Below are 26,007 nucleotides of genomic sequence, written 5' to 3'. Positions count from 1 at the left end.
TGACGGATTCCTTCAAGTCAGAGCGTTCTGGCGTAAAACGCGGTCAACTGATCCATGGCGATGTCCACATAAGCAGGCACCCAATAGGTGTCGATATGGGTCGCGCCATCGATGGTGAACAGTTTTTTGTCCTGGGTACCGGTGGCCTTGGCAAAGGCTTGCTGCGACATGTACAGGCTGTCGGCCTTGCTGCCCGCAATCATCAGCAACGGCTTGTCGATCAGTTCGATCTGATCCGTGGCATCGAAGCTCATCAGGTCCAGCAGGCTGCTCTGGGTGTAGCGGAATGTCGAGTTGGGGTGGGCGTGGGTCTTGCCGTAATACTCAAAACCCTGTCGATACAGATCAAACGGCAGTTTGGCGATCTGTTCATCCGTAAGCCTGGCATCTCCAATGTAGCGAATTTCCCCACCTGCCGCTTCCTGGGCACGGGCAGCCGATGCCTGCTGCAAGCGGTCCTGGATCGTGGCCACTTGCGAATCCTGATAGCCGTTGCGGCGAACCAGACCTGAGTTGAACATGCTCAACGTCGCAATCGACTGGAAGCGTTTGTCGGTTTGTGCCGCCGCCAGTGAATAACCGCCACCGCCGCAGATGCCGAGCAAACCCAGACGTGTGTTGTCGGCGCCTGGATAGCGAGCGATGAAGTCCGCCATGCCATGGATGTCCTCAATGCGGTGAGCCGGCTTGTCGACGTTGCGCGGCTCACCGCCACTGGCCCCTTGATACGCCGCATCCGCCGTGATCGTGATGTAGCCCTGATCCGCCAAACGCTGGGCATACAGACCCGCGACCTGCTCCTTCACCCCACCATTGGGGTGTGCCACGACGACGGCCGGGTATTTCTTCGCGGCGTCATAGTTTGCCGGGGTGTAAACGTTGGCGGAAATGTCCAGGCCGTTGAGTTTGTAGCTCACCGGGTGGATGTTGACCTTGCCCGGCTCGTTCTTCGTCAGCGCGCCACCGTAGGTCAATGTGAATGGGTTCTGCTTGTAGTCCGCAGCCTCGGCTTCGGCGCCCGACATTCCGATCATGGCGGCCATGAAAGTGGCCTTCAACGTGGTTCGCATCCTATGAATACTCCTGACAATTCAAGCATGTGAGTGGCGTGGCTGATATTGCCGCGCACTGACTCAATCCAGATTTTTTTCAGCGAGAAACTTCGAAACCAGATCCGCGATCTCGACGTTGTTCATGTCCGAAAAAGGGAAATGGCTATTGCCCTTGATCCCGATCTCCGGCAAGTGAACGAGCCTGACGTCACCACCGTGACGGTTCACGGTATCGCGCCACAGGCGCGCCATCTCAAGCCGCGCGCGCCAACTGTCCTGGGCAGGTAACCGGACCGGTTGGCCGGGGATGTTGTCGCCGTAGAAAATAACGATGGGGATGCGGGTCAGCGCTTTGAACTGTTCCTTCGATACGGCTTGGCCCGAGAGCGTGTCGAATGCACTGGGAATCGGCGCGGGCACCTCCCCCTCTGGAAACACGAAACTGCTGCCCGGTTCGAACGCCACGATGGCTCGCACATTGCGGCTCTTGATCGCCGTCAGCCAACCGGGGCCGCCGCCCTGGGAATGGGTGAACAAAATGGCCGGCCCCGTCTTTTCCAGCAGAGCGGAAACGCCGTTGGATACGACTTCAATGTCGTAAGGCCCGGTGTTGGGCGTTATCGAGCGGAAGAACTGCTCCTGCGCCGTATGACCACGTGGAAACTGACTGCCCTCGAAGGTCTCCGGCCACAGGCCAATGCGGAATTGGTTGAACCACAGTTGCTCATCCGGCACAGGCTTGATCGTCGTTTCAACGAGGCTGCGTCCCGCGTCGCCACGGCGCGGCTGATCAATCAAGTACGTAGAGAATCCGCGACGCAGGAAAATGTTCTGGAACCCTTCGCGGCCGTCGGCCGTTGTCTCCCAGGACTTCGCGGATTGCCCCGCGCCATGCAGCATGAGAATCGGGAGCGGACGAGGATCGACCGGAACCTGATAGAACGCATACACGTGATCGCCGTGATAGGTCTGGCCATCGGGCATCATCGGTTTGTAGGGATCAAAGACACCCGGCTGAGTGATCAGCCCACCGCCGGCAATCAGACTTCCCTGATCCCTTATGACCAGAGGCGGGCGATCAGTGCCATTGACGACCGTAGCGGCGCACAAAGCGAAACAAAGAGTGCCAGCTTTCACAGCAGCGGGCACACATTGGCGGATGAAGCACTGAGTCATGGCTTGCTCTCGATTTGATATCGCAGAGAAGCAAATTACCTTTCAACCATTAATCGATAAACCGTGCCAATCACATAGCACTGATACCAAAATCACATAAATTTGGCATACCGGAGAAAATCTCCGGACAGGACTCGCTCATCCTGTAGCCCTGCCATACTGTTCAGCCTGGCGCACGCGCCTGCCTCCAAGTACTTCTCGGGACCGCGCTCCGCGGCCTCTTAATCAAACGTTTGAGGCTGCACATCCACATGAATCGCCTACTTCTTTCTACTTCTCTTCTTGCCGCATTCACTGCAGTAATACATATCTTCGTCGGTACGCCGGAAATTGAAGGACCATTGCTTCAATCTACGCTACCGCAAGAGGTGAGCCTTCTTCTCTATGCGTGCTGGCATCTAGTCTCTGTGACATTAACGCTGTCTGCCGTAGCCTTCTTTATCTCAGCCCGCACAATTGATACATCCTCCCATTACATGACAAAACTGCTTTCCTGTATGTGGCTTTGTTTTGGCTTGGTATTTATCGCAGTGGCGTTGCTGTACTCCGATTTTTCAATGCTTATCAAGTTACCTCAATGGACGTTACTGTTACCCGTCGGTGCTCTTGGTCTCTGGGGTTCCTCTAGCAAAGGGTTCAAATCGCTTCGCTCACCCACCACGGTCAGTTAGACATTGATGGTGCATTTGAGAGATTGCAGTGGCCATCATTCCACAGGTAGCATTGAGAACGATTCACACTAACATCTGGAAAACCGACCGGTGCACTCTCTCCCGACCAGCAAGCTGGGCTTCTTTTTCAGCGACCACCATCGTTGGCTGCTGCACCATATTCAGCAGCGTCTACGCAATCACGCGGATGCCGAGGACACCGTCGGCGATACGTTCTACCAGATGCTGGTGGCCCGCGTTGATCCCGACAGCATCGAACAACCCCGTGCGTACCTTTCAACGATCGCTCGACGGCTGATTTACGATCGTCATCGCCGGCGCAAGTTGGAGTCAGCTTACCTGGAACGCCTGTCCACGCTTCCCGAAGCGCTAGCGCCCTCCCCCGAAGAACAGTTGCAGTTGATCCAGGCGTTAGTCGCGATCGACCGGGCGCTCGACGGTTTGCCTGTTGTGGTCAAGGCTACCTTTCTCTATAGCCAACTGGATGGTCTGAGTTATGTGGCTATTTCGCACAAGCTGGGGCTGTCGGAACGCACGGTCAGCCGCTACATGAAACAGGCGTTGCGGCAGTGCTACCTGAGCGAATTATCGCCATGAGCAAGCTGCGCCTGGATCCTGTCAGCGAGCAGGCCATTGACTGGATGGTGAGGCTGCGCGCCGGTACGCCCGATGCCACCCTGCAAGAGCGTTTCAACGCGTGGCTGGCGATGGATCCTGCGCACGCTCAGGCCTGGGCAACATTGCAGGAGCGTCTCGCGGGTTCCTTCCAAACGGTTCGCGACCTGGATCGACGGGTGCCCGGTCAAGCCGGCGAAGCCCGCCAACTGTTGCTGCAGCCCCATGGTTCGCGACGCGACGCACTCCGGGTGATCGCCGGCTTGGGTTTGCTCGGTGGCGGTTTGTGGCTGGGTGCTCGCAGCCCACTGGGCGACTCGATACTGGCCGATCTGCACACCGGGCGCGGCCAGCGTCAGGACTTCAAGCTGGTTGACGGCAGTCGCCTGAGCCTGAACGCCGACAGTACGGTGGACCTGTACTTCGATGACAAGCAAAGGCTGGTGATTCTGCGCCACGGCGAACTGGTGATTCAGGTGGCCGCCGATCCCCAACGTCCGCTGCGCGTGCGTACTGCACAGGGTGAAATACGTGCACTGGGCACGCGTTTCCTGGTTGCCAAGGAGCAGGACGCCAGTCGAGTGGTGGTGCTGCAACATTCGGTCGAAGCTCGGCTGTTCGACGGCACAACGCTGAATCTGCAAGAAGGTCAGTCAGCCTTGTTGTATGACCGGCAGATAATCCCCGTTACCGGCGACCAGCGCCATCGCTCCGACTGGCTCAGCGGGCGGCTGAACGTGCTGGACGATCCACTGCATCAGGTCGTCAACGCTCTACGTCCTTACAGTCGAGGCTTTGTAAGGGTCGCACCCGAGGTTCGCAACTTGCGCGTCCAAGGTGTTTTCCCGCTCAACGACCCCGATCGGGCCTTCACCGCCCTGGCCGAAACCCTGCCAATACGCGTGGATCGCTACAGCCCCTGGGTGACGCTGATTCGTGCCAGATAATTTTTTTTGAAAATCACTCTCATTCGTGTCCGGTTTTCATTTCTCATCCCACCTATCTCCTGACACTTCCATACGATCAGGAGAATGCTGTGCTCAACCCGTGGTCCCACACCCTTTCCGTCGCCGTTGCCCTGGCAACCCTGACCAGCCCCACTCTGGCCCAGACGCAAAGCCTGACCTTCAATCTGCCGGCCGGCCCACTGGCCAGCACACTGAATGCCATCGCCAGCCAAAGCGGGCAAATCATTTCACTGGAGCCTTCGCTGGTGCAGGGCAAACAGGCGCCGGCGGTGATCGGCCAGATGCTTGCTGAACAGGCGATGCACATGGCACTGACGGGCAGCGACCTGCAGTTGCGGGTGACCGAGCAAGGCAACTTCAGCGTCGAGCCGGTCACCGACAGCAACGCAACGCTGCAACTGGATGTGACCAGTATCGTCGAGCACAGCGCCGATGCCACCACCGAAGGCTCGGGCTCCTATGCCGCGCGGTCGGTGACTATCGGCAAGGGTACGCACACGCTCAAGGAAATTCCGCAGTCGGTCACGGTGATGACCCGCAAACAAATGGATGACCAGGGCCTGACCGACCTCAAAGACGCAGCCAACCAGACCACCGGGCTGGTGGGCGTTCAGGGCGTGGGTAAAGGCATGATCCTGACTTCGCGCGGTTTCCAGATCGATGACTGGCAGTACGACGGCGTACCCATCCCACGCAACACCTACACGTTGGGCAACTGGGCCACGCAGGACCTGATTTTCTTCGATCGCATGGAAGTGCTGCGCGGCGCATCCGGATTGCTTCAGGGCACAGGCAGCCCTGGTGGTGCGATCAACCTGGTGCGCAAACGCGGCCAGAACGCACCGACCGTGACCCTCACCGGCAAGGCCGGCTCCTGGGATCACTACGGCCTGCAACTGGACGCGGGCGGGCCGCTGAACCAGACCGGCACCGTGCGTGGGCGCTTCGTTGCCGACGAGGACCAGAGCGGTTCATTCATCGACTATGAATGGAGCAAGACCCACTCCCTGTATGGCGCTCTGGACATTGATCTGCGCGACGACACCACCCTGGGCCTGGCCGTCAGCCGCTCCGACGCCGAATCGCGCCCGATGCTGCGTGGTCTGCCGCGCTACGCTAACGGCGACCCTGTCGACGTGTCACGTTCAACCTACTCCGGCGCTCGCTGGAACCATTCGGACATCGACGTCACCACCGTCTATGCCGATCTGGAGCATCGTTTCAACGATGACTGGGCCTTCAAGGTCGGCGCAGTGCGCATGAGTGAAGAGAACAAATCCACCCACCAGCGGGTGCAAACCTCCGGGGCCGGCCTCAACGCCGACGGCAGTGGCATGCAATACGCCGATTGGGTCACGGACTTCGACTCCACCAAGATCGGTCTGGACATGAACCTGACCGGGCACTTTGAAGCCTTGTCCATGCAGCAAGAAATCACGCTGGGCGGCAATTACGCCAAGATGACCACGGATGACCGTTACGCGCGAACCTTCAATAACACCAGCGACAGCATTTTCGAGATCGACCACGACCGCCCCGAAATCAGCTACGAAGGTTTGCTCAATACCGTTGGCGGCCGTTCGACCACCAGCAAGTACGACATCCGTCAAAAAGGCCTGTACGGCAGCTGGCGAATCAAGCCATTCGAGCCGTTGACCCTGGTGCTCGGCTCTCGGGTCAGCTGGTATGACTACAGCTACACGTCTGCGAACCAGGCGGCTTTTACCAATCTCTCTATCGCCAATGCTCCAAGCACCATGCACGAAACCGGGGAAGTCACGCCCTACGCCGGCATCGTCTACGACCTGAGCCGCGAATGGGCGGTCTATGCCAGCTACACCGACGTATTCGAACCACAGACCGCACGCACCGCGAGCGGCTCGGTGCTCAAACCGGTGATCGGCACCAACTACGAAGTCGGCCTCAAGGGCGAGCTGATGGATGGCCGGGTCAATACCTCCCTGGCTATGTTCCGCTACGACCAGGAAAACCGTGCGGTCACCGACGTCGCCTCGGGTTTCGCCTGCGACGGTTGGTATTGCTCGACGGCCGCGGGGAAAGTTCGCAGCCAGGGGATCGAGGCAGAAATCAGCGGTGAAGTGCTCAGCGGTTTGCAATTGTTCGCCGGGTACACCTACAACACCACTAAATACCTTGAAGATCCGGTCGACGAAGGCAAAGTCTTCAGCCAATGGACGCCAAAACACATGCTGCGGGTCTGGAGCGACTACCAGTTCAGTGGCGACTGGAACCGGGTCAGCACCGGTCTGGGCTTCACCACCCAAAGTCACACCCTGGGTTATGAACGCACTTACCAGGTGCCAGGTTACACCGTGTGGAACGCCCGCCTCGGGTACCAACTCACCCCCGAGATCGGTCTGGCACTCAACGCCAATAACCTGTTTGACAAGTCCTACTACATGGCGGGATACAACCAACTGAATGGCAACAACAACTTTGGTGAGCCGCGAAACGTCATGTTCAGCGTGAAATACACCCCCTCGTTCTAGCAACGAAGATGTGGCACTGACACTATGGAGCTTCGGGTTGATTGTCACCCTTCGCGATTGCAATTGAGCCAAAAGCGGTCAATATCGCCACTGCCAGTCAGTTAAAGCGCGAACCTGTGGGAGCGGGCTTGCTCGCGAAAGCGGTGTATCAGACGACATCAATGTTGACTGTGCCGCCGTCTTCGCGAGCAAGCCCGCTCCCACATGGATTGCGCTTAACTAACCGGCATTGGTCAATATCGCTCCATTTCGTCTACCCTCTCAAAGCGCCATGCACCAATCAGTTTGTGCTTGGCGCCTCGACATTCTTTCGTTAATACACCGGAGATTTTCCATGCTCAAGCGTACCCTGGCATTGGCCGTCGGCTTGACCCTGTCAATTTGCACCTTGTTGGCCCAGGCCGCCGATACCCTGAAAGTCAGCGCGATTCCCGATGAAGCCCCTACCGAACTGCTGCGCAAGTTCAAGCCGCTTGGCGCCTATCTGGAACAACAGTTGGGCATGAAAGTCGAGTTTGTGCCGGTGAGTGACTATCCAGCCGTGGTCGAAGCGCTGGCCACCGACCGCATCGACCTGGCCTGGCTGGGCGGCTTCACGTTCGTGCAGGCACGCCTGAAAACCGGCAATGCCATTCCGCTGGTACAGCGTGAACAGGACGCTCAATTCACCAGCAAATTCATCACCGCCGACCCTGCCGTCAAGTCCCTCGCCGATCTCAAGGGCAAGACCTTTGCATTCGGCTCGGTGTCCTCCACGTCGGGCAGTCTTATGCCGCGCTACTTTATGCTCAAGGACGGCATCAAGCCGGAAACCTACTTCAGTCGCGTCGGCTACTCCGGCGCCCATGACGCCACCGTCGCCTGGGTCCAGGCCGGTAAGGTAGACGCCGGCGTACTGAACGCCAGCGTGTGGGAAAAACTGGTCGCTGCCGGCAAGGTCGACACCACCAAAGTCAAAGTGTTTGCGACCACCCCGGCCTACTTCGACTACAACTGGACGGTGCGCGGGACCCTCGACCCAGCGTTGGCGGCCAAGATAAAGGCAGCCTTCCTGGCTCTCGATCCGGCGAAGCCTGCGGACAAGGAGATTCTGGATCTGCAAGCCGCCAGCCGTTTCATCGAAACCAAGCCTGAAAACTACAAGGGCATCGAGGAAGCAGCACTCGCCGCCGAACTGCTCAAATGACATTGCGTCTGACCCAGGTCAGCCTTACCCACGCCAACGGCGTCCAGGCGCTGCGTGGCGTGGACCTGCATATCGGTGCCAGCGAACAGGTCGCCATCATCGGCCCGTCCGGCGCGGGCAAGTCGAGCCTGCTCAACTTGCTGGCCACCGCCCTGCGTCCGGGCAACGGCGAGCTGCAGGTGCTCGGCGAGCGAGCCTGGCAGCTTTCTGCCCGTCAGCGTCAGCGTCTGCGCGCGCGCATCGGCCTGATCCATCAGTCGCCTCCCCTGCCACCGCGCCAGCGCGTGGTCACCGCGGTTCTGGCCGGAAAGCTGGGTCAGTGGGGTTTGGGCAAGAGCCTGTTGAACCTGGTGCATCCACTGGATATTCCGGGCGCACGCGCGGCATTGGCCAGGCTGGACCTGAGTGACAAGTTGTTCGCGCAATGCCAGCAACTGTCCGGTGGACAGTTGCAGCGCGTGGGCATTGCCCGCGTGTTGTACCAAGCGCCCGAGGTGTTGCTGGCCGATGAGCCGGTATCGGCCATGGATCCCGTGTTGGCTCAGCACACGCTTTCGGTGCTCTGTCGCCATGCCCGGCAGCACAACGTCACCCTGGTCGCCAGCCTGCATGCGGTGGAGCTGGCCCTGGCGCACTTTTCGCGCATCATCGGCTTGCGTGATGGACAGATCCTGTTCGACCTTCAGGCCAGCGAAGTCGACCGAGAGTTGCTCGACAAGCTCTACGCCAACGAACAACTGCTATCCCCACCGATTGCTCCGGCGCCCTTGAGTGTGCAGATTCCCCGATGCTGAGCCGTGATACCCGAGATCCCGCCACCCGCCCCCGCCTGCTGCTCACCTTGCTGGCCCTTGCCTTGCTGTGGCCGGGCATCCACTTTAGCGAGTTGGACCTCAGCGTATTGGTGGCGAGTGACAGTCAGAGCGAGATGGGCCGGTTTGTGTCCGCCTTCTGGCCACCGGCCCATGGCGAAGATTTCATTGAGCTGTTGCTGCAAGCCACCCTGCAGACCCTGGCCATCGCCACGGCGGGCATGGCCCTGGCGTTGCTGTTGGCAGTCCCCGCCAGCCTCTTGGCCAGTCGTGCTCTGTCGCTGTCTGCTGCTTCCCGTGCCGGCCACCCGAGTTATTGGGGCCAACTGCTGCGTTGGCCCATACGCGGTTTACTGATTTTCCTGCGCAGCGTGCCGGAAATCGTCTGGGCCCTGCTGTTCGTGCGCGCTGTCGGCCTCGGCCCGACGGCCGGGGTGCTGGCGATTGCCATTACCTACAGCGGCATGTTGGGCAAGGTCTATGCGGAAATTTTCGAGTCGGTCGACCAGCGCCCGGCCCACGCACTACTGCAATCGGGCAGCGGTCGGCTCGCAGCCTTTTTCTACGGGATCCTGCCCAATGTCGCTGCGGAACTGCTCTCGTACACGGTGTACCGCTGGGAATGCGCCATCCGCGCCTCGGTGGTGATGGGCTTTGTCGGTGCCGGCGGTCTGGGCCAGCAAATGGATCTATCGTTGCGCATGTTCGCCGGTGGTGAAGTGGCCAGTTTGTTACTGACGTTCCTCGTGCTGGTGCTGCTCGCCGATCAACTCAGCCGCCTGTTGCGCTGGAGGCTGGCATGAATCGCCTGATCAACCTGGCACTGCTGCTCTGCATCGGCGCAGCGGTGGTCGCCTCGTTCATCTACCTGGGCATCGACCTCAGTGAGCTGGGCGGCACCGGCAACCTGAAGCAGATGGGCGCTTATGCGCAGCGTTTTCTCAGCCCGGACCTGAGCCCAGGCCATATGCAAGCCATCGGCCACGGTGCTCTGGAAACCATTGCCATGTCTGCCCTGGGCACCCTGCTCGCGGCGGTATTCGGTCTGCTATTGGCATTGCCTGCGGCCGGGCGCTTCGGCTGGCCATTGCAGAGCGCGTCGCGCCTGGTGCTCAACGCCTTGCGCGCGGTTCCGGAACTGGTGTGGGCCGCGCTGATGGTCCTTGCCGCCGGTCTCGGCCCCAATGCCGGTACCCTGGCATTGGCCCTGCACACCACCGGCGTACTCGGCCGGCTGTTCGCCGAAGCGCTGGAAAACACCCCACCGGAACCCGCCGAAGCCATCCGCCTGCAAGGCGGCAACGCCGTATGGGCTTTCTGTTACGGCACACTGCCCAACCTGTTGCCACAGCTACTGGCCTACGTCCTGTACCGCTGGGAAAACAATATCCGCATGGCCAGTGTGCTCGGCTTCGTCGGCGCCGGTGGTTTGGGGCAAATGCTCTACGTCAGCCTCAGCCTGTTCCAGGAAGCTCAAGCCAGCACGGTTATTCTGGCCATGCTGTTACTGGTATTGGCCGTCGATACATTGAGCAGCTGGAGCCGTCAACGCTGGGTCAAAGCTTGACTGCTTTCGGTGCCGGGCAATCGTTCAGTGGGTCTTAGAAGCTATGCAAACCCGAGGAACGACAGGATAACCACGACGATCACAACGACCCCGACGATGTAGATGATGTTGTTCATGAAGGCCACCTCTCAACCAGGACAGGACTGCGACACGAGAGTGCTACAAATACAAGGTACTGCACCTTTGCGCGCAATTCCATTCGGAACACTCATGGGGTCTGCTCTCGCCGAAAACCTTGGTTTGACGCTGGGGTAAAGGGGGACGGATTCGTTTTCCCTGAACGTCCGCCTGGGGGGGATTCCGGCCAGTTGTGACAGGCAGAAATCGGTCAGAAGCGTTACTCAACGTCATAAACAGGGGAATCGATCTGTCAGCTTTCACTACGTAATTCCTCTGCAAGCCACTCAACCAGCGCGCGCACCTCAATCCGGTCTTCCCCACCCTGCCGTCTGAAAACTGATATCGCATCAGGTAAAGGGACACTTTCTGCGCAAGGTCTCACCAGCGCACCATTTTCAATAAGCCTCCCGGCGGTTCGGCGCCACCCCATTGCAATTCCATGCCCTTCAACGGCGGCCTGAAGCATCAAGGGGTAACTATCAAACAAAGAGCCCTTAGGACAACCCTCCAATGTCTGCCCAAATGCCTGCAGCCAGCTATCCCATTCCATCAAGTGCGGTGGCGTGGCGCGATGGTGTAAAAGCGTGTGGAGGCGAAGATCGTTAATCCCGAGTGACTGTCGGGCAGTCAGGTAATGAGGACTGCACACTGGAAACACTTCATCAGCGGCGGTAAACGCCAGAACATGCAAGCCGCTGGCGCGTCCGGTGCTTTGTAAGGCCACGTCAAAATGGTCATTGAATTCAGTCAACGGTCTGGTGGATGTCGCGACCTGGATCTCGATTTCCGGGTGTTTCTGGTGGAACGTCGAAAGGCGCGGCATCAACCAATAGAACGCTTCGCACAACTGACACAGTAAAACGACACGGTTTTTGCGAGGTGATTCACGAAGGGTGACGGCTCTGTCGCTGATACTTTGCAATGCGGTGCTCACCACGCGCCCTAGCTCACGCCCCTCCTGCGTCAGGAAGACTGCTCGGTTGCGGCGGCAAAAAAGCTTCAATCCAAGATTATCTTCAAGCCCACGAATCTGGCGGCTAATCGCCGCTTGCGTGATGTGCAATTCATCGGCGGCCTTTGAAAAGCTTTCCAGTCGAGCAGCCGCTTCGAAGGGCAGCAAACTGGCAAGCGGTGGCAATGACTTCCCAAGCGTATTCATAATCAGACGTTATGCATCCAAGACCGAGAACTCGTTTGTAGCATACCCCTGGCGCTGTGCAACATGAGCTGAATACCTCGCGGATATGCCTGATGACCATTGCTCACTCAAACATCATCGCCGGAGTGACCCTTGCCGTGGTCGCGACCCTGAGCTGGGCTCTGAATTTCGTGGCGCCCTACGTCACCGGCGCCTACAGCATCTATGACTTGATGGTTACCCGGTTTCTGATCGCTGGTGCGCTGGGTGTGGGTGTCGTGGTGCTCTGTCGCGCACAGTTACGGTTTCTGCGTCGCAATCAGCAGCTTCTCGCCGCAAGTCTGGGAGTTATCGGATACCTCGGATACAGCACCTGTATTGCCGCAGGTGTCATTTTTGGCGGGCCAGTGCTGACTCCAGCGTTTATTGGCATGGTGCCGGTCTTGCTGGCGCTGCTAAGCAACGCCACGAAAAAAACGCTTCCATGGCGCAGACTGACGATACCGCTGACGTTTTTGACAGGTGGGCTTTTGCTGTCGAGCATCAGCAGTATCAATCAACCTATAGTAGGCAACGGGTCGTGGCTGATGGGGTTGTTTTTTTCAATCAGCGCCGTTGTCTTGTGGCTCGTATTCAGCTTGCTGAATCAGAGTGCCCTAGGGAAACTCCCGGCCAATGCGACGGGTATCTGGACAGGTCTCATGATGGCGGGCGCCGGAATGGGCACAGTGTGCGTGTTACCGGTTGTGCAGGCGCTCGACCTTCTCAAGCTGCCAACCCTTGGTTTCAGTGTTTCCCTGGCAGGACATCTGTACGTCTGGGGCCTCGTTATTGCGGTGATGTCGTCACTCGTCGGTGCCTGGGCTTGGAACGCAGCATCCCGTCGCCTTCCGATGGTGCTTTCTGGACAACTGATCTCCCTTGAATCGCTATTCGCTACATTACTCGGCTTGTTGTTTCATAGCCGGTTGCCAACACCTTTAGAAGCGTCAGGTCTTGCTGCTGTTCTAGTAGGTGTGATTATGGCTGTTCGTATCATCCTGACTTCAATCGATAACCCATCCTGCACGACAAGAAAAATCAACTCCGTTTACTCCTAACAGTCGCTATCCGGTACTGGAAGCGGTCTGAAGAAGATAACCATATTGGATTTAGCTGACCGTTTTGGATCGATTTCGGTCGGTCGCGACAGACAGATATCGGCCAAATACGGACGATCGTGTTCAGCCGTTTATCTTAGTTGTCTGCGAGGCGGTACAGTGCTTGGGCATGAGATGTCGTCAACCCGGCACGTTGCAGATTTCGGCGACTTTGGGAGCTGGCCAGCGCGGTCGCGGCGATCAAGTGGCAGCCATGCTTCTTCGCTTGCTCAATTCGATGAGATATCAGTGCTCCATGGTAGCCAAGGCCCCGGGCATCCTTTCGGGTGGCAGCCGTTCCAAGGTAAGCAATCCCATTACTGGCCAAATACATTGAGGCTCCTGCCACGACTTTCCCATCAGCTTTCAGGACGCAGATTTTCAGACGTCCGCTCGACGTCTGCTCTGCGAAGGATGCTTGATTCAGCAATCGGTACTCTGGTTTGGTATGAAAACCGCCCGCATGCACATCTGCAAACTGAGCAAGAGTTTTTGACGTGACTTCCTCGATTTCGAATGAGTGGCGACTCAAGACCACCTTCTCGATGGCACACGCGAATTGCAAGTGAGTCCAGCCCCTCAAACGCTCGAGCTGCGCTTCGCCCACAAGTGAGTACTGCCCCAACGCGGAAGGTTTCCCGATAAGGGGAGTTACGGCCGAATGTTCCGCTGAATCTTTGAGCAACTTCAACACTGCCTGGGGATCACGGGCGCTGTCGCCGTAGATGCGGTTGAACATTGGACTAGGTGATGCGCTCACCTGAAAACAGGGAAAGTCTCCGTTGGAAAAAACACGTGCGCCATAAGGATTTCCGCTTACCTCTGCCAAGTTCTGAACACGCGAACGCAAATACTCGCTTTCTGCGGCCTCAATCTGATGTGCCAGTTCAACATCCATGTAAGTCGTCCTTTTTTAAAGACTTCCAAGGGAAGCCAAGCGCATCGAACAATACGCTTGCGTCCAAGTACGTACCAGTAGGTGGCTCTGCTTCACTCAGGTCAGCTGATTAACAAAACGCCGACATATTTTACGTAGCAACGCAGACTACAAAACGGTGCATGCGTTTTCACACAGCCTGGGCCGATAGCATTCGATCATGTAGTGCAACTAACGATCGTAGTTTGGGGCCTGCCGGAGAAGATGTCCGGACCAGACTCGCTCATCCTGCAGCCCTGCCATACTGTTCAACATGACCCGTGCAACCTTCCGCTTCTACGAGGAGCTCAACGATTTCCTGCCGGCCGAACGGCGGCGGCAGTCCTTCACCTGCGAGTGCGCACGAGGGGCGACGGTCAAGCACATGATCGAGGCGCTCGGGATACCGCACACCGAGGTCGAGCTGGTGCTGCTCAACGGCGAGTCGGTGGGCTTCGAGCGGGTGATCTTCGACGGTGACCGGCTGGCGGTGTATCCCAAGTTCGAAGCGCTGGACATCAGCCCGCTGCTCAAGATTCGTGCGCAACCATTACGGCTGCTGCGCTTCGTCGCTGATGCGCACCTTGGCGGGCTGGCCAATCTGCTGCGCATGAGCGGCTTCGACACCCTCTACGACAATGGCTTCGAGGATAGCGAGATCGCCGAGATCGCTGCGCACCAAGGACGCATCGTGCTAACCCGCGACCGCGAACTGCTCAAGCGGCGGATCATCAGCCACGGCTGTTATGTGCATGCCCTGAAACCGTCGCTGCAGCTGCGCGAGTTGTACGAGCGCCTCGACCTGGCGCGTAGCGCGCGGCCATTCAGCCTGTGCCTTCATTGCAACCTGCCGCTGCACGAAATCAGCCCGGAACTGGCCCGGTCGCAGGTGCCGCCACGCGTCGGCACCCTCTATTCGCACTTCCTGCGCTGCGACGCCTGCCAACGAGTTTACTGGGAGGGTTCGCACTGGCGCAGCATGTGTGCATTGCTGGCACCTCTGCTGGATCGATAGCCGAACGCATCGGGCCGGCTGCGTTGCCAGGGATAACTGGCTTTGTATCAGGTAGATAATGGCGCCATCGGGGCAAAAAACAGTCTGATGCTTAATCTCAGGGCAATCACCAGGCAGAGATAGATCTGTTTTCTCAGGTTTGAAAGCGGTTGCTGCTGATATCGGGAACTCAACAACCTAGCCACTGCCCCCGATTCACGCTTACCATACTCCCAACTCGTATTACCGCGGCTGCTGAACCCGGTACTCACGAGGAAATGACCATGGAAAGAACCCGCGCCTGGAGACGCACACAGGCCCGTAAACGCGGCAATGACAAAGCGGTTCGTCCGCTGAAATTCAAGCCGGAAAAGAACTGGAAGCTGATGTACACCCGTGCCGACAAGCTTGTCAGGGCACGCCAACTCGGCATGAGCTATCCCATCCACACCACCCGCCAACTGTTGGATCAAGAGTGACAAACCTCCTGTTCGTCTGCAGTCGTAACCAATGGCGTAGTCCCACGGCGGAAGCGATCTGGCACCGCCGCCCCGGCTTCAATGCCCGCTCGGCGGGCACAAGCCCGAACGCACGCAGGCCCATCGGCCCAGCGGATATTCGCTGGGCCGATGTCATCTTTGTCATGGAACGCAAACACCTGAATCGCCTGCAGGCCGAGTATGCCCGTCTGCTTGAACACAAACGGATTCACTCTCTGGATATTCCTGACGACTTTCGCTACATGGATCCTGAGCTGATGGACATGCTCGAAGACGCCGTGAAGCCCTATCTCACGACCTAGGCTTCGTGCGCAAACCTCTGCCATCATTCAAGAACTTACACGCCGAGTAGAAAACATGAATCGTCGTAAAAAAATAAAGCAGTTATTAAAGGCTCACGCTAAAAAGGCCAGTGCCAAACTGGCACCGCCCAGTAAGTCTAAATACATTAGTAAAGCTGACCGATTGAAACTGGCTGCCGAACCCACTCTAGACTCAATCATTCCCCCTGAGAGCTGATCCAAGCATCTTAAACACCAGCGGAATTGATCATCCCCTCCTCCATGAAAACCACCCGGTCTGCCACACGCCGTGCAAAGCCCATCTCATGGGTGACAAGCTCCCTACTCCGCGCGCGCATGCTCCAACAGCACTTCCAGTGGGTGGCGCAGTTGCCTGTTGGCACGACGCTTTACCTGACTGCGGCAGGAGTAACCGGTTGCCAGTGCTTCACCCGCCTTGTCCAGCTTGCCGGCCCATGACTGCTCGAAAATGATCCGCGAGGTGTCCTGGTTGCGCGCTTCATGGCCGTAAGTACCGGACATGCCACAACAGCCAGTCGCCTCCGTCACCAACTTGAGTCCAATTCGGGCAAACACGGCTTCCCATTGCGAAGTACTGGCCGGCACATTGGTTTTCTCGGTGCAGTGCGCCAACAAACGGAATGTCTGAGTTGCGGGATGCGGGTTTTCAGGCAACACATCGAAAAGCCACTCCTGGGGGAGCAAGACCTTCGGGCAATCATTGAGCCCCGGCACTTTCTGATATTCCTGACGGTAGACCAGCGTCATCGCTGGATCCAGGCCCACCAGCGGTACTTCGCAGTCGGCCAGAGCCTTGAGTTGACTGGCGTTACGGATCGCCGCTTTGGCGAATGCGCCGAGGAAGCCCTGTACATGCAAAGGCTTGCCGTTGGCACTATAGGGCGCCAGAAACACGCGATAGCCCAACTGATGCGCCAACTGGATAAAGCTCGCCAGCAACGGGGTTTCGAAGTAACGGGTGAACGCGTCCTGCACCAACACCACGCTGCGCTGACGTTGCGCGACGGTGAGCTCGCGAAGGGCTGGCACGCTGGCGACAACGACCTTGCAGCGGGTCAACGTGGCCTGCAAGTCGTAACGGTTGATCAGCGGGCTGTCGAGCATGCCGACGTGTCGCTCAAGCAAGCGGCTCATCCATTTCGAGCCCATTACCGCGTTGTACAGGCCCGGCGCATAGGCCATGTAAGGAATGGTGAACTCCAGCGAGCCGATCAGGTAATCGCGAAGCGGACGTTGATAGCGACCGTGATAGAGCTCCAGAAAACGCGATCGAAATTCCGGAACATTGACCTTGACCGGGCATTGTCCGGCACAGGATTTACAGGCCAGACAGCCCGCCATCGCGTCGTAGACTTCGTGGGAGAAATCCGCCTCGCCGCGCGATCGCGCCAGGTTATTGCGCACCCTCGTTGGCAACCCGCTCAACCACGACAATTTGCCCCGCGCCGCTTCCAATACATCAATATTGGCCGCGCCTTGCAGACGCAACCACTCGCGAATCAATGACGCCCTGCCCTTCGGCGAATGCTGGCGTTCACGGGTGGCTTTCCACGACGGGCACATCGCATCGTCGGGGTCGTAGTTGTAGCAAGCGCCGTTACCGTTGCAGTGCACGGCGGTGCCGAAACTTTGCCAGACGCGCTCGTCGATTTGCCGATCCAGCTCACCGCGCATCGTCACTTCGTTAACCTTGAGCAAGCCTTGGGCGGCATCCGGCGGAGTGCAGATCTTGCCGGGGTTGAGCTGATTGTGTGGGTCGAACGCGCCCTTGAGCGATTGCAGCGCCGGGTACAGCTCGCCAAAAAACTCAGGAACATATTCCGAACGCAAACCCTTGCCGTGCTCCCCCCACAGCAAACCACCATAACGCCGGGTCAGCTCGGCCACGGCATCGGAAATCGGCTTGACCAGCGCGGCTTGTGCCGGGTCTTTCATGTCCAGCGCCGGGCGCACATGCAACACACCCGCGTCGACGTGACCGAACATGCCATAGGCCAGGCCATGGCTGTCGAGCAAGGCGCGGAACTCAGCAATGTAGTCGGCCAGTTTCTCTGGCGGCACGGCGGTATCTTCCACAAACGGTTGCGGACGAATCTCGCCTTCAACGTTGCCCAGTAGCCCGACCGAACGTTTGCGCATGGCGTATACGCGGGTCACTGCTTCGGCACCTTCGGCCAAGGTATGGCCCAGCCGCTCGATCGTCGTGTCGGCCTGCAGATGCGCCACGAATAACGCCACGCGAGCGTTCACTTGCGTCAGGTCTTCGCCACTGAACTCCACCAGATTGATACCCAGCGTCGCGCGCTCGGCGTCCGTCGGGAAATATTCGGCGACGCTGTGCCAGACAATGTCTTTCATCGCCAGCATCAACACTTTGGAGTCCACGGTTTCGATGGACAGCGGCTTGTGCGCCAACAACGCGTTGGCATCGCGCAGCGCATCCATGAAGCTGCCGTAGCGTACGTTCACCAACACCGAATACTTGGGAATCGGCAGCACGTTGAGCTTGGCTTCGACGATGTAGCCCAACGATCCTTCCGCACCGCACAGCACGCTACTGAGGTTGAAGCGTCCGTGCTCGTCACGCAGGTGCGCCAAGTCGTAACCCGTCAGGCAGCGATTGAGCTTGGGGAACACCGACTCGATCAGGTCGGCCTGGGTTTCCTGAATGTGCCGCGCAGTGCGGTACACCTCGCCGATCCGGCCGGGCTGCGTACACACCGCCTCCAGCTCCGCATCGGACAGAGGCTGGCTGTGCAGACGCTCACCACCGAGCAGTACGCTGTGCAGTTCCAGCACATGATCACGGGTCTTGCCATAGGTGCAGCTGCCCTGGCCGCTGGCGTCCGTGTTAATCATGCCGCCAACGGTGGCGCGGTTGGAGGTCGACAGCTCCGGCGCGAAGAAAAGCCCATGAGGCTTGAGCGCGGCATTCAGCTGGTCCTTGACCACGCCCGCCTGCACCCGCACCCAACGCTCGACGACGTTGATTTCGAGGACAGCGTTCATGTGCCGCGACAGGTCGACCACGATGCCATCGGTCAATGACTGGCCGTTGGTTCCGGTGCCACCGCCCCGTGGGGTCAGCTTGATCTGGCGAAAGCGGGGTTCGGCCATCAATGTCGCGATGCGCACGATGTCGTCCGCGTCGAGGGGGAACACCGCCGCTTGTGGCAGACGCTGGTAGATCGAGTTGTCGGTCGCCAGCACGGTCCGAGTGGCATAGTCGGCGCTGAGCTGACCGCGGAAACCGCTGGCGTGCAGGGCTTGCAGAAATTCCGGGTACTGGGCCGCGGGTTCAACGGTCGTCAACTGGGCGATCATCGCAGGATGGTCTCTTGTAGGTCTAATCACGGAAAAATCAAAATACTTGTCGCCTGAGCATTAATAGGTCAGCCTCAGGTCGTCGGCTGCGCCAATGATCCTGCAGGTTATGGTGCCGGACAAACGGATAATCCTGCCGCTATCGATGACTTTTACGAATGAATTACCGCCACCTCACCCCCTCGATGTCGTTGCTGTTGGCCTTTGAAGCCGCCGCCCGACATGAAAGCTACACCCGCGCCGCGATGGAACTCTCGCTGACCCAAAGTGCAGTCAGCCGCCAAGTCCAGGCGCTGGAGCAACAACTGGGCCTGACGCTGTTTCGCCGTGAAGGTCGGCAGGTGCAGTTGACCGATGTCGGTCGTCTTTATCAGCGGGAAATGAGCGAAGCACTCGGACGCATCCGCAGCGCCACGTTGCAGGCCATGGCTTATCAATCAGGCAGCGGCACGTTGCGCCTGGCCACATTGCCGACCTTCGGCTCGAAGTGGTTATTGCCGCGCCTTCATGACTTTTACAAAAGCCATCCTGGCATGCTGGTGCACATTAATTCGCGGATCGACGCCATCGACTTCGAAACCAGCGGCATTGATGCCGCGATCGTCGTTGGCAATGCTGATTTACCGGGCCTGATCAGCCATCGCCTGCACGCAGAAGAAATGATGGTCGTCATTTCGCCGCAGGCGGCCCAGGCCCATGACGCCTGGACACCGGAGCGCATTGGTGGACAGATACTGCTCAATGTCGCGAACAATCCCAACGTCTGGGGCGAGTGGTTCAGCCATCACCGCTTGCCCCACCGAATGATGCGCCTGGGGCCGAGTTTCGAACTCACCTCACACTTGATCCAGGCCGTCAGAGCTGGCATCGGAATAGGTCTGGTGCCGCGTATTCTGGTGGCCGACGAATTGGCCAGCTCAGAGCTGATCAGCCTGGACCTGCCCTTCGCCAGTCAGCGCAGTTACTACCTGACCTACCCGCCGCGCAACGAAATGCTGCCGTCACTCATGGCGTTCCGTACCTGGCTGCTGGAACAGATATGAACGCCCGGCAGAATGATTACCGCCCGAGGAAGGCGTAGCCGAGGCCAGCAAGCCCAGGATGCAGACGTCGCGCTCAACGGTACAACAACCCCATGGGCAAACCCGATCATAGCGCTCTATGATTGAACCCCATGACGACCTCTCTTCCGATCCGCCAACCCTGCCCGCCCGGAGCCTGCATCTGCGAGCGTGAGCCGTTGCTGGAAACCCCCGGCGCGGATTTGCGCATCCTGAGCCTGACCCGGTCGGAGGAAAAGCGCCTGGTCGAGCGCCTGGAAAATCTCCAGAGCCTGAGCGACCTGGAGCGTCTGCAACGCCGGATGTACGAGCAGTTGGGTCTGCGCGTGGAGATCGTCCCGGGCTTCAATGAAGTGCGCACCATGCGCGGCATCAATATCACCCTCGGCGAGCTGCCGGGTCTGTGTCGCAAAACCCGTCAGTCGATTCCGGCGGCGATTCGCCGCGGGTTGGAGAAGCGCCCGGAGATTGCCTACGAGCTGCTCAATGCCAACGACTTGTTGCGTGATGCCTGATGGTTTGCACCGTTATCCCGATATGTTCATTTCAAATGCCTGAAAGAGGATCAGCGGTCGTACGCAAAACGCGGGCCGCTGCTATGCCTTCTCATGGGAGAAAGGGTTCAGGCCAGCCAGGATGGAGCTGGAAACACGCGTGACCGTGGCCCCGGCGCCAGCCAGGTGCGCGAAGATAAAGGTGCCAATCCGTAGCAGGAGGTGGCAGATGTTATTCATGGTCAGTTGGTCCATCAGTCCGCAGCATCGTAACAGCGCAATCGAACGTTTTCTCAAGACCGGTGGCGCGCCACCCGCAGGCGTCAATATGCTGGGGCGCTGGCATGCCGTCGGTGGCTCGAGTGGTTTTGGCATTGCAGAAGCCGATGATCCGGTGTCGATTCAGAAGTGGGTGCTGGAATGGAGCGACCTCATGAGCATGGAAGTCCACGCCGCATTGACCGATGAACAGGCGGCACCGCTGCTGGCTGCCGCGCTCGGCAAGCAATAGTCGTCGAGTGCCCCAATGTCAGTCAGTTAAGAGAATGAACCGCTTTTCGTAGGAGCCAGGCTTGCCGGCGAAGGCGCTCTTAAGTGCGCCTTCGCCGGCAAGCCTGGCTCCTACAGGTCCGATTTACCCGCCACTTTCCTGCTTGATTCACTACTTTTTCATCCCGACCCGCCGCCGCATTTCGGCAGTAATCGTCTGTCGGGTTTTCTTCAGGTCGGCCCAGGGTTCGTCACCGATTTCGGCCAGACGCTCATGCACGTTGTGCACGTTCCATTGATTGCCGCCCTTGAGCTCGGCAACCTCCTCCCGAAAGATCGGCACCGACACCGGCAGCCCTTCGCGGGTGCGCACGGCGTAGGCGCAAATAGTGGTGGCGCCCAGACCGTTGCGCAGGTAGTCGATGAAGATACGCCCTACACGGTTTTTCGGTCCGGACACCGCAGAAAAGCGATCCGGCAGTAATTTGGCCATGTGGCTGACGATCGCGTGGCTGAAGTCCTTGACCTCATCCCAACCCTGTTTGCGGGTCAGCGGTACCACCAGGTGAATTCCCTTGCCGCCGCTGGTTTTGAGAAACGCCTTGAGTCCCAGTTCATCCAGCACAGTGAGGGTTAGCTGGGTGGCTTCGATCATGCTTTTCCAAGGCAGCGCCGGATCCGGGTCGAGATCGAGGACAAAGCGATCAGGTTTATCAAGATCGACTGAAGTGGCATTCCAGGTGTGCAGTTCCACCGTGCTCATCTGCACCGCGCCGATCAGCGCTTTGGCGTTGTTGATGATCATCACCGGTTGGCCCGTCAGTGCCTTGTCCAGGGTAACAATCCCCGGAATGGCCAGGCGCTCGGCGTTCTTCTGAAAGAACAATTCGCCGGCGATGCCGTCCGGCGCACGCACCAGCGCCACCGGCCGGTCCTTGAGTTGCGGCAAAATCCATTCGGCGACGCTGGCGTAGTACTCCGCGAGTTGCATCTTGGTGGTGCCGCTGCTGGCGTCGATCACCCGGTCCGGGTGCGTGATGCGCACCTTGCCGCTGGCCAGGCCGATTTGCGACGGCGCGACAGTCGACTGGGTGGTTTTTGGCTCGGCGGCGTCAGGTTTCTCGGCGGCGGGCTTCTTCTTCGCTGTGGATTTTGCGGCGGCGGTTTTCGAGGCTGAAGTGTTCACGGTTTTCGGCAACTCCTCGGTGATTTCTTTGGCAGGCTTGTCATCGCGCAAACCATGGAACACGGCGTGACGCACCGAGCCGTCCTTGGTCATTTCGGCGAAGGCCACTTCTGCCAGCAGTGTGGGTTTGAGCCAATGCACACCCTTGGCTTCAAAACCGCTCGGCGGATTGACCACCGACGGCTTTTTCGTCTGCAACGGTTTCAATTGTTCGTAAATGCGCTTGAGCGTCGCCTCGTTGAACCCGGTCCCAACCTTGCCGGCATAGCGCAATTCACCGCTGTCGCGGTCGTGCAACCCCAGCAACAACGCGCCAAAAGCACTGCGTGCGCCTTTGGGGTCGGTGAAGCCGACCACGACGAATTCCTGCCGGTGCTTGCACTTGAGTTTGATCCAGTCACTGGTGCGCCGAGACACATAAGGTGACCCCAGGCGCTTGCCGATCAGCCCTTCCATCTTCATTTCGCAGGCGCTGTTGAGCAACGCCTCCGGAGATTCACCAAAGGCGTCGGAGAATCGCAACAACGGGTTGTCGTTGGGCTTGAGCACGGTCGCCAGCGCCGCCCTGCGCTCCTCGACAGGCACTTCGCGCAGGTCCACGCCGTTGAGGTAGGGCAAGTCGAACAGGTAGTAAACGATGCTGCCACTTCGGCCGGAATCGAACGCGTTTTGCAGCGCCTGAAAATCCGGAACGCCCTGCTCGTTGACCACCACCATTTCGCCGTCGAGCCAGGCCGATTCCAGGCCCAGCGCTGCCAATGCCTCGGCTTGCCCAGGCAATTTGTGGGTCCAGTCGTGACCATTGCGGGTGAAGAGTTTGACCTCATCGTGGTCGAGGCGCGCCATGACCCGGTAGCCGTCGAACTTGATCTCATAGCTCCAATCGCCGTTCGGTGCGGATTCGACCAGCGTTGCCAGTTCGGGTTTGAGCAACTCCGGCAGCTTGGCTTTGCGCGCCCCCGTCAGTTGTGTCGACTTTTCCTTACGCGCCTTGGCCGGGGCTTTTTTGATCGGATTGGGCTTTTCCGCGCCGTGTTTTTTTTCCACGATGGTGCGGTCGCTGAGCACGCTGTCCGGCTCAGCGGCGACCACATCGTATTCGCTGTCGGGTCTGGCTGCGCTGTCCTGATGCTTGATCAGAAACCACTGCTCCTGCTTGCCCGGCATGTGCGTGCGCACGAGGTTCCACAGGCCGCCAAGCTTCTCTCCTTTCAGCTCGAATTTCAGCCGGCCCTTGGTGTACGCCTTGGCCGGATCGTCCTGGGGAATCCACACCCCACGGTCCCAGACGATCACATCGCCGGCGCCGTAGTGCCCTTCGGGAATGGTGCCCTCGAACGTGGCGTAATCCAGCGGATGGTCTTCGACGTGGATGGCCAGGCGCTTGACCTTGGGGTCCAGCGACGGGCCTTTGGGCACGGCCCAACTTTTCAGCGCGCCATCGAGTTCCAGGCGAAAGTCATAGTGCAGATGCGAGGCGTCATGCTTCTGAATGCAGAATTGCAATGCATGATCCTTCGCCGTTTTTTTGCCCGAACGTTTGGCGGCGGCAGGTTCCGAGGTCGCCGAGAAATCGCGCATTCGGTTGTAATCGTCCAGGTTCTTGTTCATGGCTCACCTACCGCTCGTTGCGGGGCCGGGCTGGCGCAAGGTTGCTCGCCGGTTTCCATCAGCAGTTGATCGACAGCTAGCGCCAACGCCTCGTGCATCGAGCGTCCATCGCGTAATGCCTGCTCCACCGCGTACCGTTGCCGATCCGCGCTGGTGCCTTCGATCAGCATGCGCCGGGCCTGTTTGAAGACGTCTTGCGCGCCCAGTTGCTGCGCGGTCTCGGCAAACGTCACTTGCGCCAGGGCCAGCCATTGCTCGACCGAGATCGTCGGTTCGTGGTCCTTGCAAATGAAGGTGCCGTGAATGCCGTAACGCTTGGCGCGCCAGCGATTTTCCTTGAGGATCCAGTAAGCCGTCCGGTTGAAGTTCGCCCCGGGCAGCGGCTGCGCGATAGCGTCAGCAACCATCAAGCGAAACAGTGAAGCGATGCACAGCGCGTCGTCCAGCCGTGGGCAGGCGTCGGTGATGCGCAGCTCCAGCGTGGGAAACCGCGCGGCCGGGCGCACGCTCCACCAACAGTCGCTGGGCTGCCGGATCGAGCCGGTCCGGGTCATCAGCGCGACATAGTCATCGAACGCATCCTGATCCTCGAAAAACTCCGGAATGCCCATGCGCGGCCACTCGTCGCAGGCGACTTGGCGATAGCTCATGAAACCGCTGTCCGCCCCCTCCCAAAACGGCGACGAGGTGCTCAGCGCCAACAACAGCGGCATCCACGGCAAGACTTCGTTCATGACCCGAATACGATCCAGATGACCGGGCACTTCGACGTGCACGTGCAGCCCGGACAACAGGCTGCGCCGGGCGACTCGCTGGTAGTCGTCGAACAGCTGATGGAAATGCGCCTGGTCGGTCGGTTGCTGAATTCGCCAATCCGCCAAGGGGTGACTGCCGGCGCTGAGCAGACCCAGGCCGAACGGCTCCAGCGCACGCCTCAGGGCACTGCGGGTGGTGGCCAGGTAATCGGCGGCCTCCGGTAAGCTGCTGAACACCGGTGAGGCGACTTCAATCTGCCCCTGGAACATCTCATAGGCGAACGACTGGCCCAGCGCCGCCCTGCACGCCTCGATCGCTTGGGCCGAGGGCTGCCCCGGCATGCGCCGGGTGACGAGGTCGGTGAGGAAGTATTCTTCTTCAATGCCGAAGTTCAGGCGCCTGCTCATCAACGTTTTCCCCAATGCCTGGGCCGAGACGCGTCACGGTCAGCGCGACGACGGCGATCCGTTCCACCCGTTGATAACCGGGTGACGACAACTCTTCACCGAACACATCGGGATCGAGTTCGCGATACGTCCAGCCGAACCCCGGGGCCTCCAGATGCGGAGCAAGGGCCTCCAGCAATGGGTCGCGGCCATCGACCATCGCCGCGCCGGTGTACAGCAGCAACGAGCCGCCGGGTGCCAGCCGACCGAGTGCCTGTTCGACAATCCGCAGTGACAGCTCCGCGCCCAACGCGCCACCGCCATGTCGGTAGGCACGCTCGGCCGGGTCGGCCATGTAAGGTGGATTGGCGACGATCAGGTCGAAATATCCGTCGACATCCTGCAGCAAATCGCTCGCCTCGACGCTGACGTTAGCCACTTCGGCGAGCGCTGCGTTGATGGCCGTCATGCGCAGCGCCGCCGGATTGATATCCAGCGCCAACACCTCGGCTTCGCGACGGGCGCGGGCAATCAAAATGGCACCGACACCGGCACCGCAGCCGATGTCCACGGCGCGCCTGATTGGGGCGAAGTTCTGCTGCAGATGGGCGTGAATCAGTTGGGCGAACCGATACGTGTCGGGACCGAAGAACACCGAATCGGCGGCCTCCGTCGGAAAGGCCGAATGCACGAACAGCAAGTCGTCGAGGCTGGACCAACGCACCCGACTTTTCAGCCGTCCGTTGCACTCCTCCAGCACCTGCGCCTGTTGCAACTGGCGTTGTTCATCCGCCGACAACAGCCCTGGCTCAAACGGCCGCGACCAGCCAAAAACATCGCGCAAGGTCTCGGCCCGCCGGGCTTCGGCGCGGGTATTGACGCGTTGATGGGTCAGCGGCGTCGGCGTGATGAATCGGTAACCGTCAGCCTGCAAGCGCCGTCCCAGTTGCACCAGCGCCAGGTCGGCGGCAGACAGTTGTTCTTCCTGACTCATAAACCGCTCCCGTTGATAA

Annotated in this window: 23 protein-coding genes; 15 read left to right on the top strand and 8 right to left on the bottom strand. The window is 59.2% G+C overall.

Annotation, left to right across the window (positions count from 1 at the left end; translation table 11 throughout):
- Window positions 1-17: 17 nt before the first annotated feature.
- Together F6R97_RS27595 and F6R97_RS27590 are read right to left on the bottom strand one after the other, a co-directional pair.
- A complete protein-coding gene (locus tag F6R97_RS27595; RefSeq protein WP_038983882.1) occupies window positions 18-1,070 on the bottom strand; it encodes an alpha/beta hydrolase in 1,053 nt (350 codons plus the stop codon).
- A 63-nt stretch (window positions 1,071-1,133) separates the two neighbouring features.
- The gene (locus tag F6R97_RS27590) at window positions 1,134-2,228 is read right to left on the bottom strand and encodes an alpha/beta hydrolase (RefSeq protein WP_038983883.1); all 1,095 of its coding nucleotides are present in this window, start codon (window positions 2,226-2,228) and stop codon (window positions 1,134-1,136) included.
- Window positions 2,229-2,989: 761 nt separating this feature from the next.
- On the opposite strand from F6R97_RS27590, the gene F6R97_RS27585 reads away from it, so the two are divergent.
- The 7 genes from F6R97_RS27585 to phnE all read left to right on the top strand — a co-directional run bounded on the left by F6R97_RS27585 (window position 2,990) and on the right by phnE (window position 10,557).
- Complete coding sequence (locus F6R97_RS27585; protein ID WP_038983885.1) at window positions 2,990-3,496, top strand: sigma-70 family RNA polymerase sigma factor; 507 nt, start codon at window positions 2,990-2,992, stop codon at window positions 3,494-3,496.
- The gene (locus F6R97_RS27580) at window positions 3,493-4,461 is read left to right on the top strand and encodes a FecR domain-containing protein (RefSeq protein WP_048394855.1); all 969 of its coding nucleotides are present in this window, start codon (window positions 3,493-3,495) and stop codon (window positions 4,459-4,461) included. The genes F6R97_RS27585 and F6R97_RS27580 overlap by 4 nt, the downstream gene beginning before the upstream one ends.
- Window positions 4,462-4,550: 89 nt before the next feature.
- The gene (locus tag F6R97_RS27575) at window positions 4,551-6,992 is read left to right on the top strand and encodes a TonB-dependent siderophore receptor (protein WP_048394856.1); all 2,442 of its coding nucleotides are present in this window, start codon (window positions 4,551-4,553) and stop codon (window positions 6,990-6,992) included.
- A gap of 334 nt (window positions 6,993-7,326) precedes the next feature.
- Complete coding sequence (locus F6R97_RS27570; protein WP_038983890.1) at window positions 7,327-8,178, top strand: putative selenate ABC transporter substrate-binding protein; 852 nt, start codon at window positions 7,327-7,329, stop codon at window positions 8,176-8,178.
- The gene (locus F6R97_RS27565; protein ID WP_048394858.1) at window positions 8,175-8,972 is read left to right on the top strand and encodes a phosphonate ABC transporter ATP-binding protein; all 798 of its coding nucleotides are present in this window, start codon (window positions 8,175-8,177) and stop codon (window positions 8,970-8,972) included. The genes F6R97_RS27570 and F6R97_RS27565 overlap by 4 nt, the downstream gene beginning before the upstream one ends.
- A complete protein-coding gene (locus tag F6R97_RS27560) occupies window positions 8,966-9,793 on the top strand; it encodes an ABC transporter permease (protein ID WP_315867423.1) in 828 nt (275 codons plus the stop codon). Before F6R97_RS27565 ends, F6R97_RS27560 begins: the two co-directional genes overlap by 7 nt.
- Window positions 9,790-10,557, top strand: coding sequence for a phosphonate ABC transporter, permease protein PhnE (phnE, locus tag F6R97_RS27555; RefSeq protein ID WP_315867422.1), 768 nt, complete (start codon window positions 9,790-9,792; stop codon window positions 10,555-10,557). The genes F6R97_RS27560 and phnE overlap by 4 nt, the downstream gene beginning before the upstream one ends.
- Window positions 10,558-10,927: 370 nt before the next feature.
- On the opposite strand, the gene F6R97_RS27550 is transcribed toward phnE, so the two are convergent.
- Entirely contained in the window at window positions 10,928-11,836 is a 909-nt protein-coding gene (locus tag F6R97_RS27550) for a LysR substrate-binding domain-containing protein (protein ID WP_315867421.1), read from the bottom strand.
- Between the two features lie 92 nt (window positions 11,837-11,928).
- Here F6R97_RS27550 and F6R97_RS27545 point away from each other — a divergent pair, with 92 nt between their 5' ends.
- A complete protein-coding gene (locus tag F6R97_RS27545; RefSeq protein WP_038983898.1) occupies window positions 11,929-12,915 on the top strand; it encodes a DMT family transporter in 987 nt (328 codons plus the stop codon).
- A gap of 136 nt (window positions 12,916-13,051) precedes the next feature.
- Here F6R97_RS27545 and F6R97_RS27540 read toward each other — a convergent pair whose 3' ends face one another.
- A complete protein-coding gene (locus tag F6R97_RS27540; protein WP_315867420.1) occupies window positions 13,052-13,852 on the bottom strand; it encodes a GNAT family N-acetyltransferase in 801 nt (266 codons plus the stop codon).
- Between the two features lie 292 nt (window positions 13,853-14,144).
- Between F6R97_RS27540 and F6R97_RS27535 the strand changes: the two genes are divergently transcribed.
- The 4 genes from F6R97_RS27535 to F6R97_RS27520 all read left to right on the top strand — a co-directional run bounded on the left by F6R97_RS27535 (window position 14,145) and on the right by F6R97_RS27520 (window position 15,883).
- Entirely contained in the window at window positions 14,145-14,885 is a 741-nt protein-coding gene (locus F6R97_RS27535; RefSeq protein ID WP_048394870.1) for a Mut7-C RNAse domain-containing protein, read from the top strand.
- 263 nt (window positions 14,886-15,148) lie between these two features.
- The gene (locus F6R97_RS27530) at window positions 15,149-15,343 is read left to right on the top strand and encodes a hypothetical protein (protein ID WP_080772181.1); all 195 of its coding nucleotides are present in this window, start codon (window positions 15,149-15,151) and stop codon (window positions 15,341-15,343) included.
- Window positions 15,340-15,666 (top strand): phosphotyrosine protein phosphatase, encoded by a 327-nt coding sequence (locus tag F6R97_RS27525; protein WP_315867419.1) that lies wholly within the window; start codon window positions 15,340-15,342, stop codon window positions 15,664-15,666. The genes F6R97_RS27530 and F6R97_RS27525 overlap by 4 nt, the downstream gene beginning before the upstream one ends.
- 55 nt (window positions 15,667-15,721) lie before the next feature.
- Window positions 15,722-15,883 (top strand): DUF2986 domain-containing protein, encoded by a 162-nt coding sequence (locus F6R97_RS27520; RefSeq protein WP_082157830.1) that lies wholly within the window; start codon window positions 15,722-15,724, stop codon window positions 15,881-15,883.
- 104 nt (window positions 15,884-15,987) lie between these two features.
- Here F6R97_RS27520 and F6R97_RS27515 read toward each other — a convergent pair whose 3' ends face one another.
- Window positions 15,988-19,011, bottom strand: coding sequence for an FAD-binding and (Fe-S)-binding domain-containing protein (locus F6R97_RS27515; RefSeq protein ID WP_315867418.1), 3,024 nt, complete (start codon window positions 19,009-19,011; stop codon window positions 15,988-15,990).
- Window positions 19,012-19,169: 158 nt separating this feature from the next.
- Between F6R97_RS27515 and F6R97_RS27510 the strand changes: the two genes are divergently transcribed.
- The 3 genes from F6R97_RS27510 (at window position 19,170) to F6R97_RS27500 (ending at window position 21,077) form a co-directional block, all read left to right on the top strand.
- Window positions 19,170-20,054, top strand: coding sequence for a LysR substrate-binding domain-containing protein (locus F6R97_RS27510; protein WP_038983908.1), 885 nt, complete (start codon window positions 19,170-19,172; stop codon window positions 20,052-20,054).
- 131 nt (window positions 20,055-20,185) lie between these two features.
- Window positions 20,186-20,587, top strand: coding sequence for a hypothetical protein (locus F6R97_RS27505; protein ID WP_007895980.1), 402 nt, complete (start codon window positions 20,186-20,188; stop codon window positions 20,585-20,587).
- A gap of 208 nt (window positions 20,588-20,795) precedes the next feature.
- A complete protein-coding gene (locus F6R97_RS27500; protein ID WP_048394878.1) occupies window positions 20,796-21,077 on the top strand; it encodes a DUF3303 domain-containing protein in 282 nt (93 codons plus the stop codon).
- Window positions 21,078-21,227: 150 nt separating this feature from the next.
- On the opposite strand, the gene ligD is transcribed toward F6R97_RS27500, so the two are convergent.
- The 3 genes from ligD to F6R97_RS27485 are packed head-to-tail and all read right to left on the bottom strand — an operon-like array spanning window position 21,228 to window position 25,988.
- A complete protein-coding gene (gene ligD, locus F6R97_RS27495; RefSeq protein WP_315867417.1) occupies window positions 21,228-23,852 on the bottom strand; it encodes a DNA ligase D in 2,625 nt (874 codons plus the stop codon).
- Window positions 23,849-25,015 carry a carboxylate-amine ligase gene (locus F6R97_RS27490; protein WP_038983913.1) on the bottom strand — a complete coding sequence of 389 codons (1,167 nt, stop codon included), beginning with the start codon at window positions 25,013-25,015 and terminating at the stop codon, window positions 23,849-23,851. Before F6R97_RS27490 ends, ligD begins: the two co-directional genes overlap by 4 nt.
- Window positions 24,987-25,988, bottom strand: coding sequence for a methyltransferase (locus F6R97_RS27485; RefSeq protein WP_038983915.1), 1,002 nt, complete (start codon window positions 25,986-25,988; stop codon window positions 24,987-24,989). Before F6R97_RS27485 ends, F6R97_RS27490 begins: the two co-directional genes overlap by 29 nt.
- Window positions 25,989-26,007: the final 19 nt, after the last annotated feature.

The organism is Pseudomonas sp. JV414 (genome assembly GCF_032424305.1).
Lineage (GTDB): Bacteria > Pseudomonadota > Gammaproteobacteria > Pseudomonadales > Pseudomonadaceae > Aquipseudomonas > Aquipseudomonas lini.
This window is presented reverse-complemented; position numbering and strand designations above follow the sequence as displayed.

Bases quoted from the DNA above. Each gene is read 5' to 3' on its own strand.
- F6R97_RS27595 (WP_038983882.1), bottom strand. From the start codon at position 1,070: ATGCGAACCACGTTGAAGGCCACTTTCATGGCCGCCATGATCGGAATG.
- F6R97_RS27590 (WP_038983883.1), bottom strand. From the start codon at position 2,228: ATGACTCAGTGCTTCATCCGCCAATGTGTGCCCGCTGCTGTGAAAGCT.
- F6R97_RS27580 (WP_048394855.1), top strand. From the start codon at position 3,493: ATGAGCAAGCTGCGCCTGGATCCTGTCAGCGAGCAGGCCATTGACTGG.
- F6R97_RS27570 (WP_038983890.1), top strand. From the start codon at position 7,327: ATGCTCAAGCGTACCCTGGCATTGGCCGTCGGCTTGACCCTGTCAATT.
- F6R97_RS27565 (WP_048394858.1), top strand. From the start codon at position 8,175: ATGACATTGCGTCTGACCCAGGTCAGCCTTACCCACGCCAACGGCGTC.
- F6R97_RS27560 (WP_315867423.1), top strand. From the start codon at position 8,966: ATGCTGAGCCGTGATACCCGAGATCCCGCCACCCGCCCCCGCCTGCTG.
- phnE (WP_315867422.1), top strand. From the start codon at position 9,790: ATGAATCGCCTGATCAACCTGGCACTGCTGCTCTGCATCGGCGCAGCG.
- F6R97_RS27550 (WP_315867421.1), bottom strand. From the start codon at position 11,836: ATGAATACGCTTGGGAAGTCATTGCCACCGCTTGCCAGTTTGCTGCCC.
- F6R97_RS27545 (WP_038983898.1), top strand. From the start codon at position 11,929: ATGACCATTGCTCACTCAAACATCATCGCCGGAGTGACCCTTGCCGTG.
- F6R97_RS27540 (WP_315867420.1), bottom strand. From the start codon at position 13,852: ATGGATGTTGAACTGGCACATCAGATTGAGGCCGCAGAAAGCGAGTAT.
- F6R97_RS27535 (WP_048394870.1), top strand. From the start codon at position 14,145: ATGACCCGTGCAACCTTCCGCTTCTACGAGGAGCTCAACGATTTCCTG.
- F6R97_RS27530 (WP_080772181.1), top strand. From the start codon at position 15,149: ATGGAAAGAACCCGCGCCTGGAGACGCACACAGGCCCGTAAACGCGGC.
- F6R97_RS27520 (WP_082157830.1), top strand. From the start codon at position 15,722: ATGAATCGTCGTAAAAAAATAAAGCAGTTATTAAAGGCTCACGCTAAA.
- F6R97_RS27515 (WP_315867418.1), bottom strand. From the start codon at position 19,011: ATGATCGCCCAGTTGACGACCGTTGAACCCGCGGCCCAGTACCCGGAA.
- F6R97_RS27510 (WP_038983908.1), top strand. From the start codon at position 19,170: ATGAATTACCGCCACCTCACCCCCTCGATGTCGTTGCTGTTGGCCTTT.
- F6R97_RS27505 (WP_007895980.1), top strand. From the start codon at position 20,186: ATGACGACCTCTCTTCCGATCCGCCAACCCTGCCCGCCCGGAGCCTGC.
- F6R97_RS27500 (WP_048394878.1), top strand. From the start codon at position 20,796: ATGTTATTCATGGTCAGTTGGTCCATCAGTCCGCAGCATCGTAACAGC.
- ligD (WP_315867417.1), bottom strand. From the start codon at position 23,852: ATGAACAAGAACCTGGACGATTACAACCGAATGCGCGATTTCTCGGCG.
- F6R97_RS27490 (WP_038983913.1), bottom strand. From the start codon at position 25,015: ATGAGCAGGCGCCTGAACTTCGGCATTGAAGAAGAATACTTCCTCACC.
- F6R97_RS27485 (WP_038983915.1), bottom strand. From the start codon at position 25,988: ATGAGTCAGGAAGAACAACTGTCTGCCGCCGACCTGGCGCTGGTGCAA.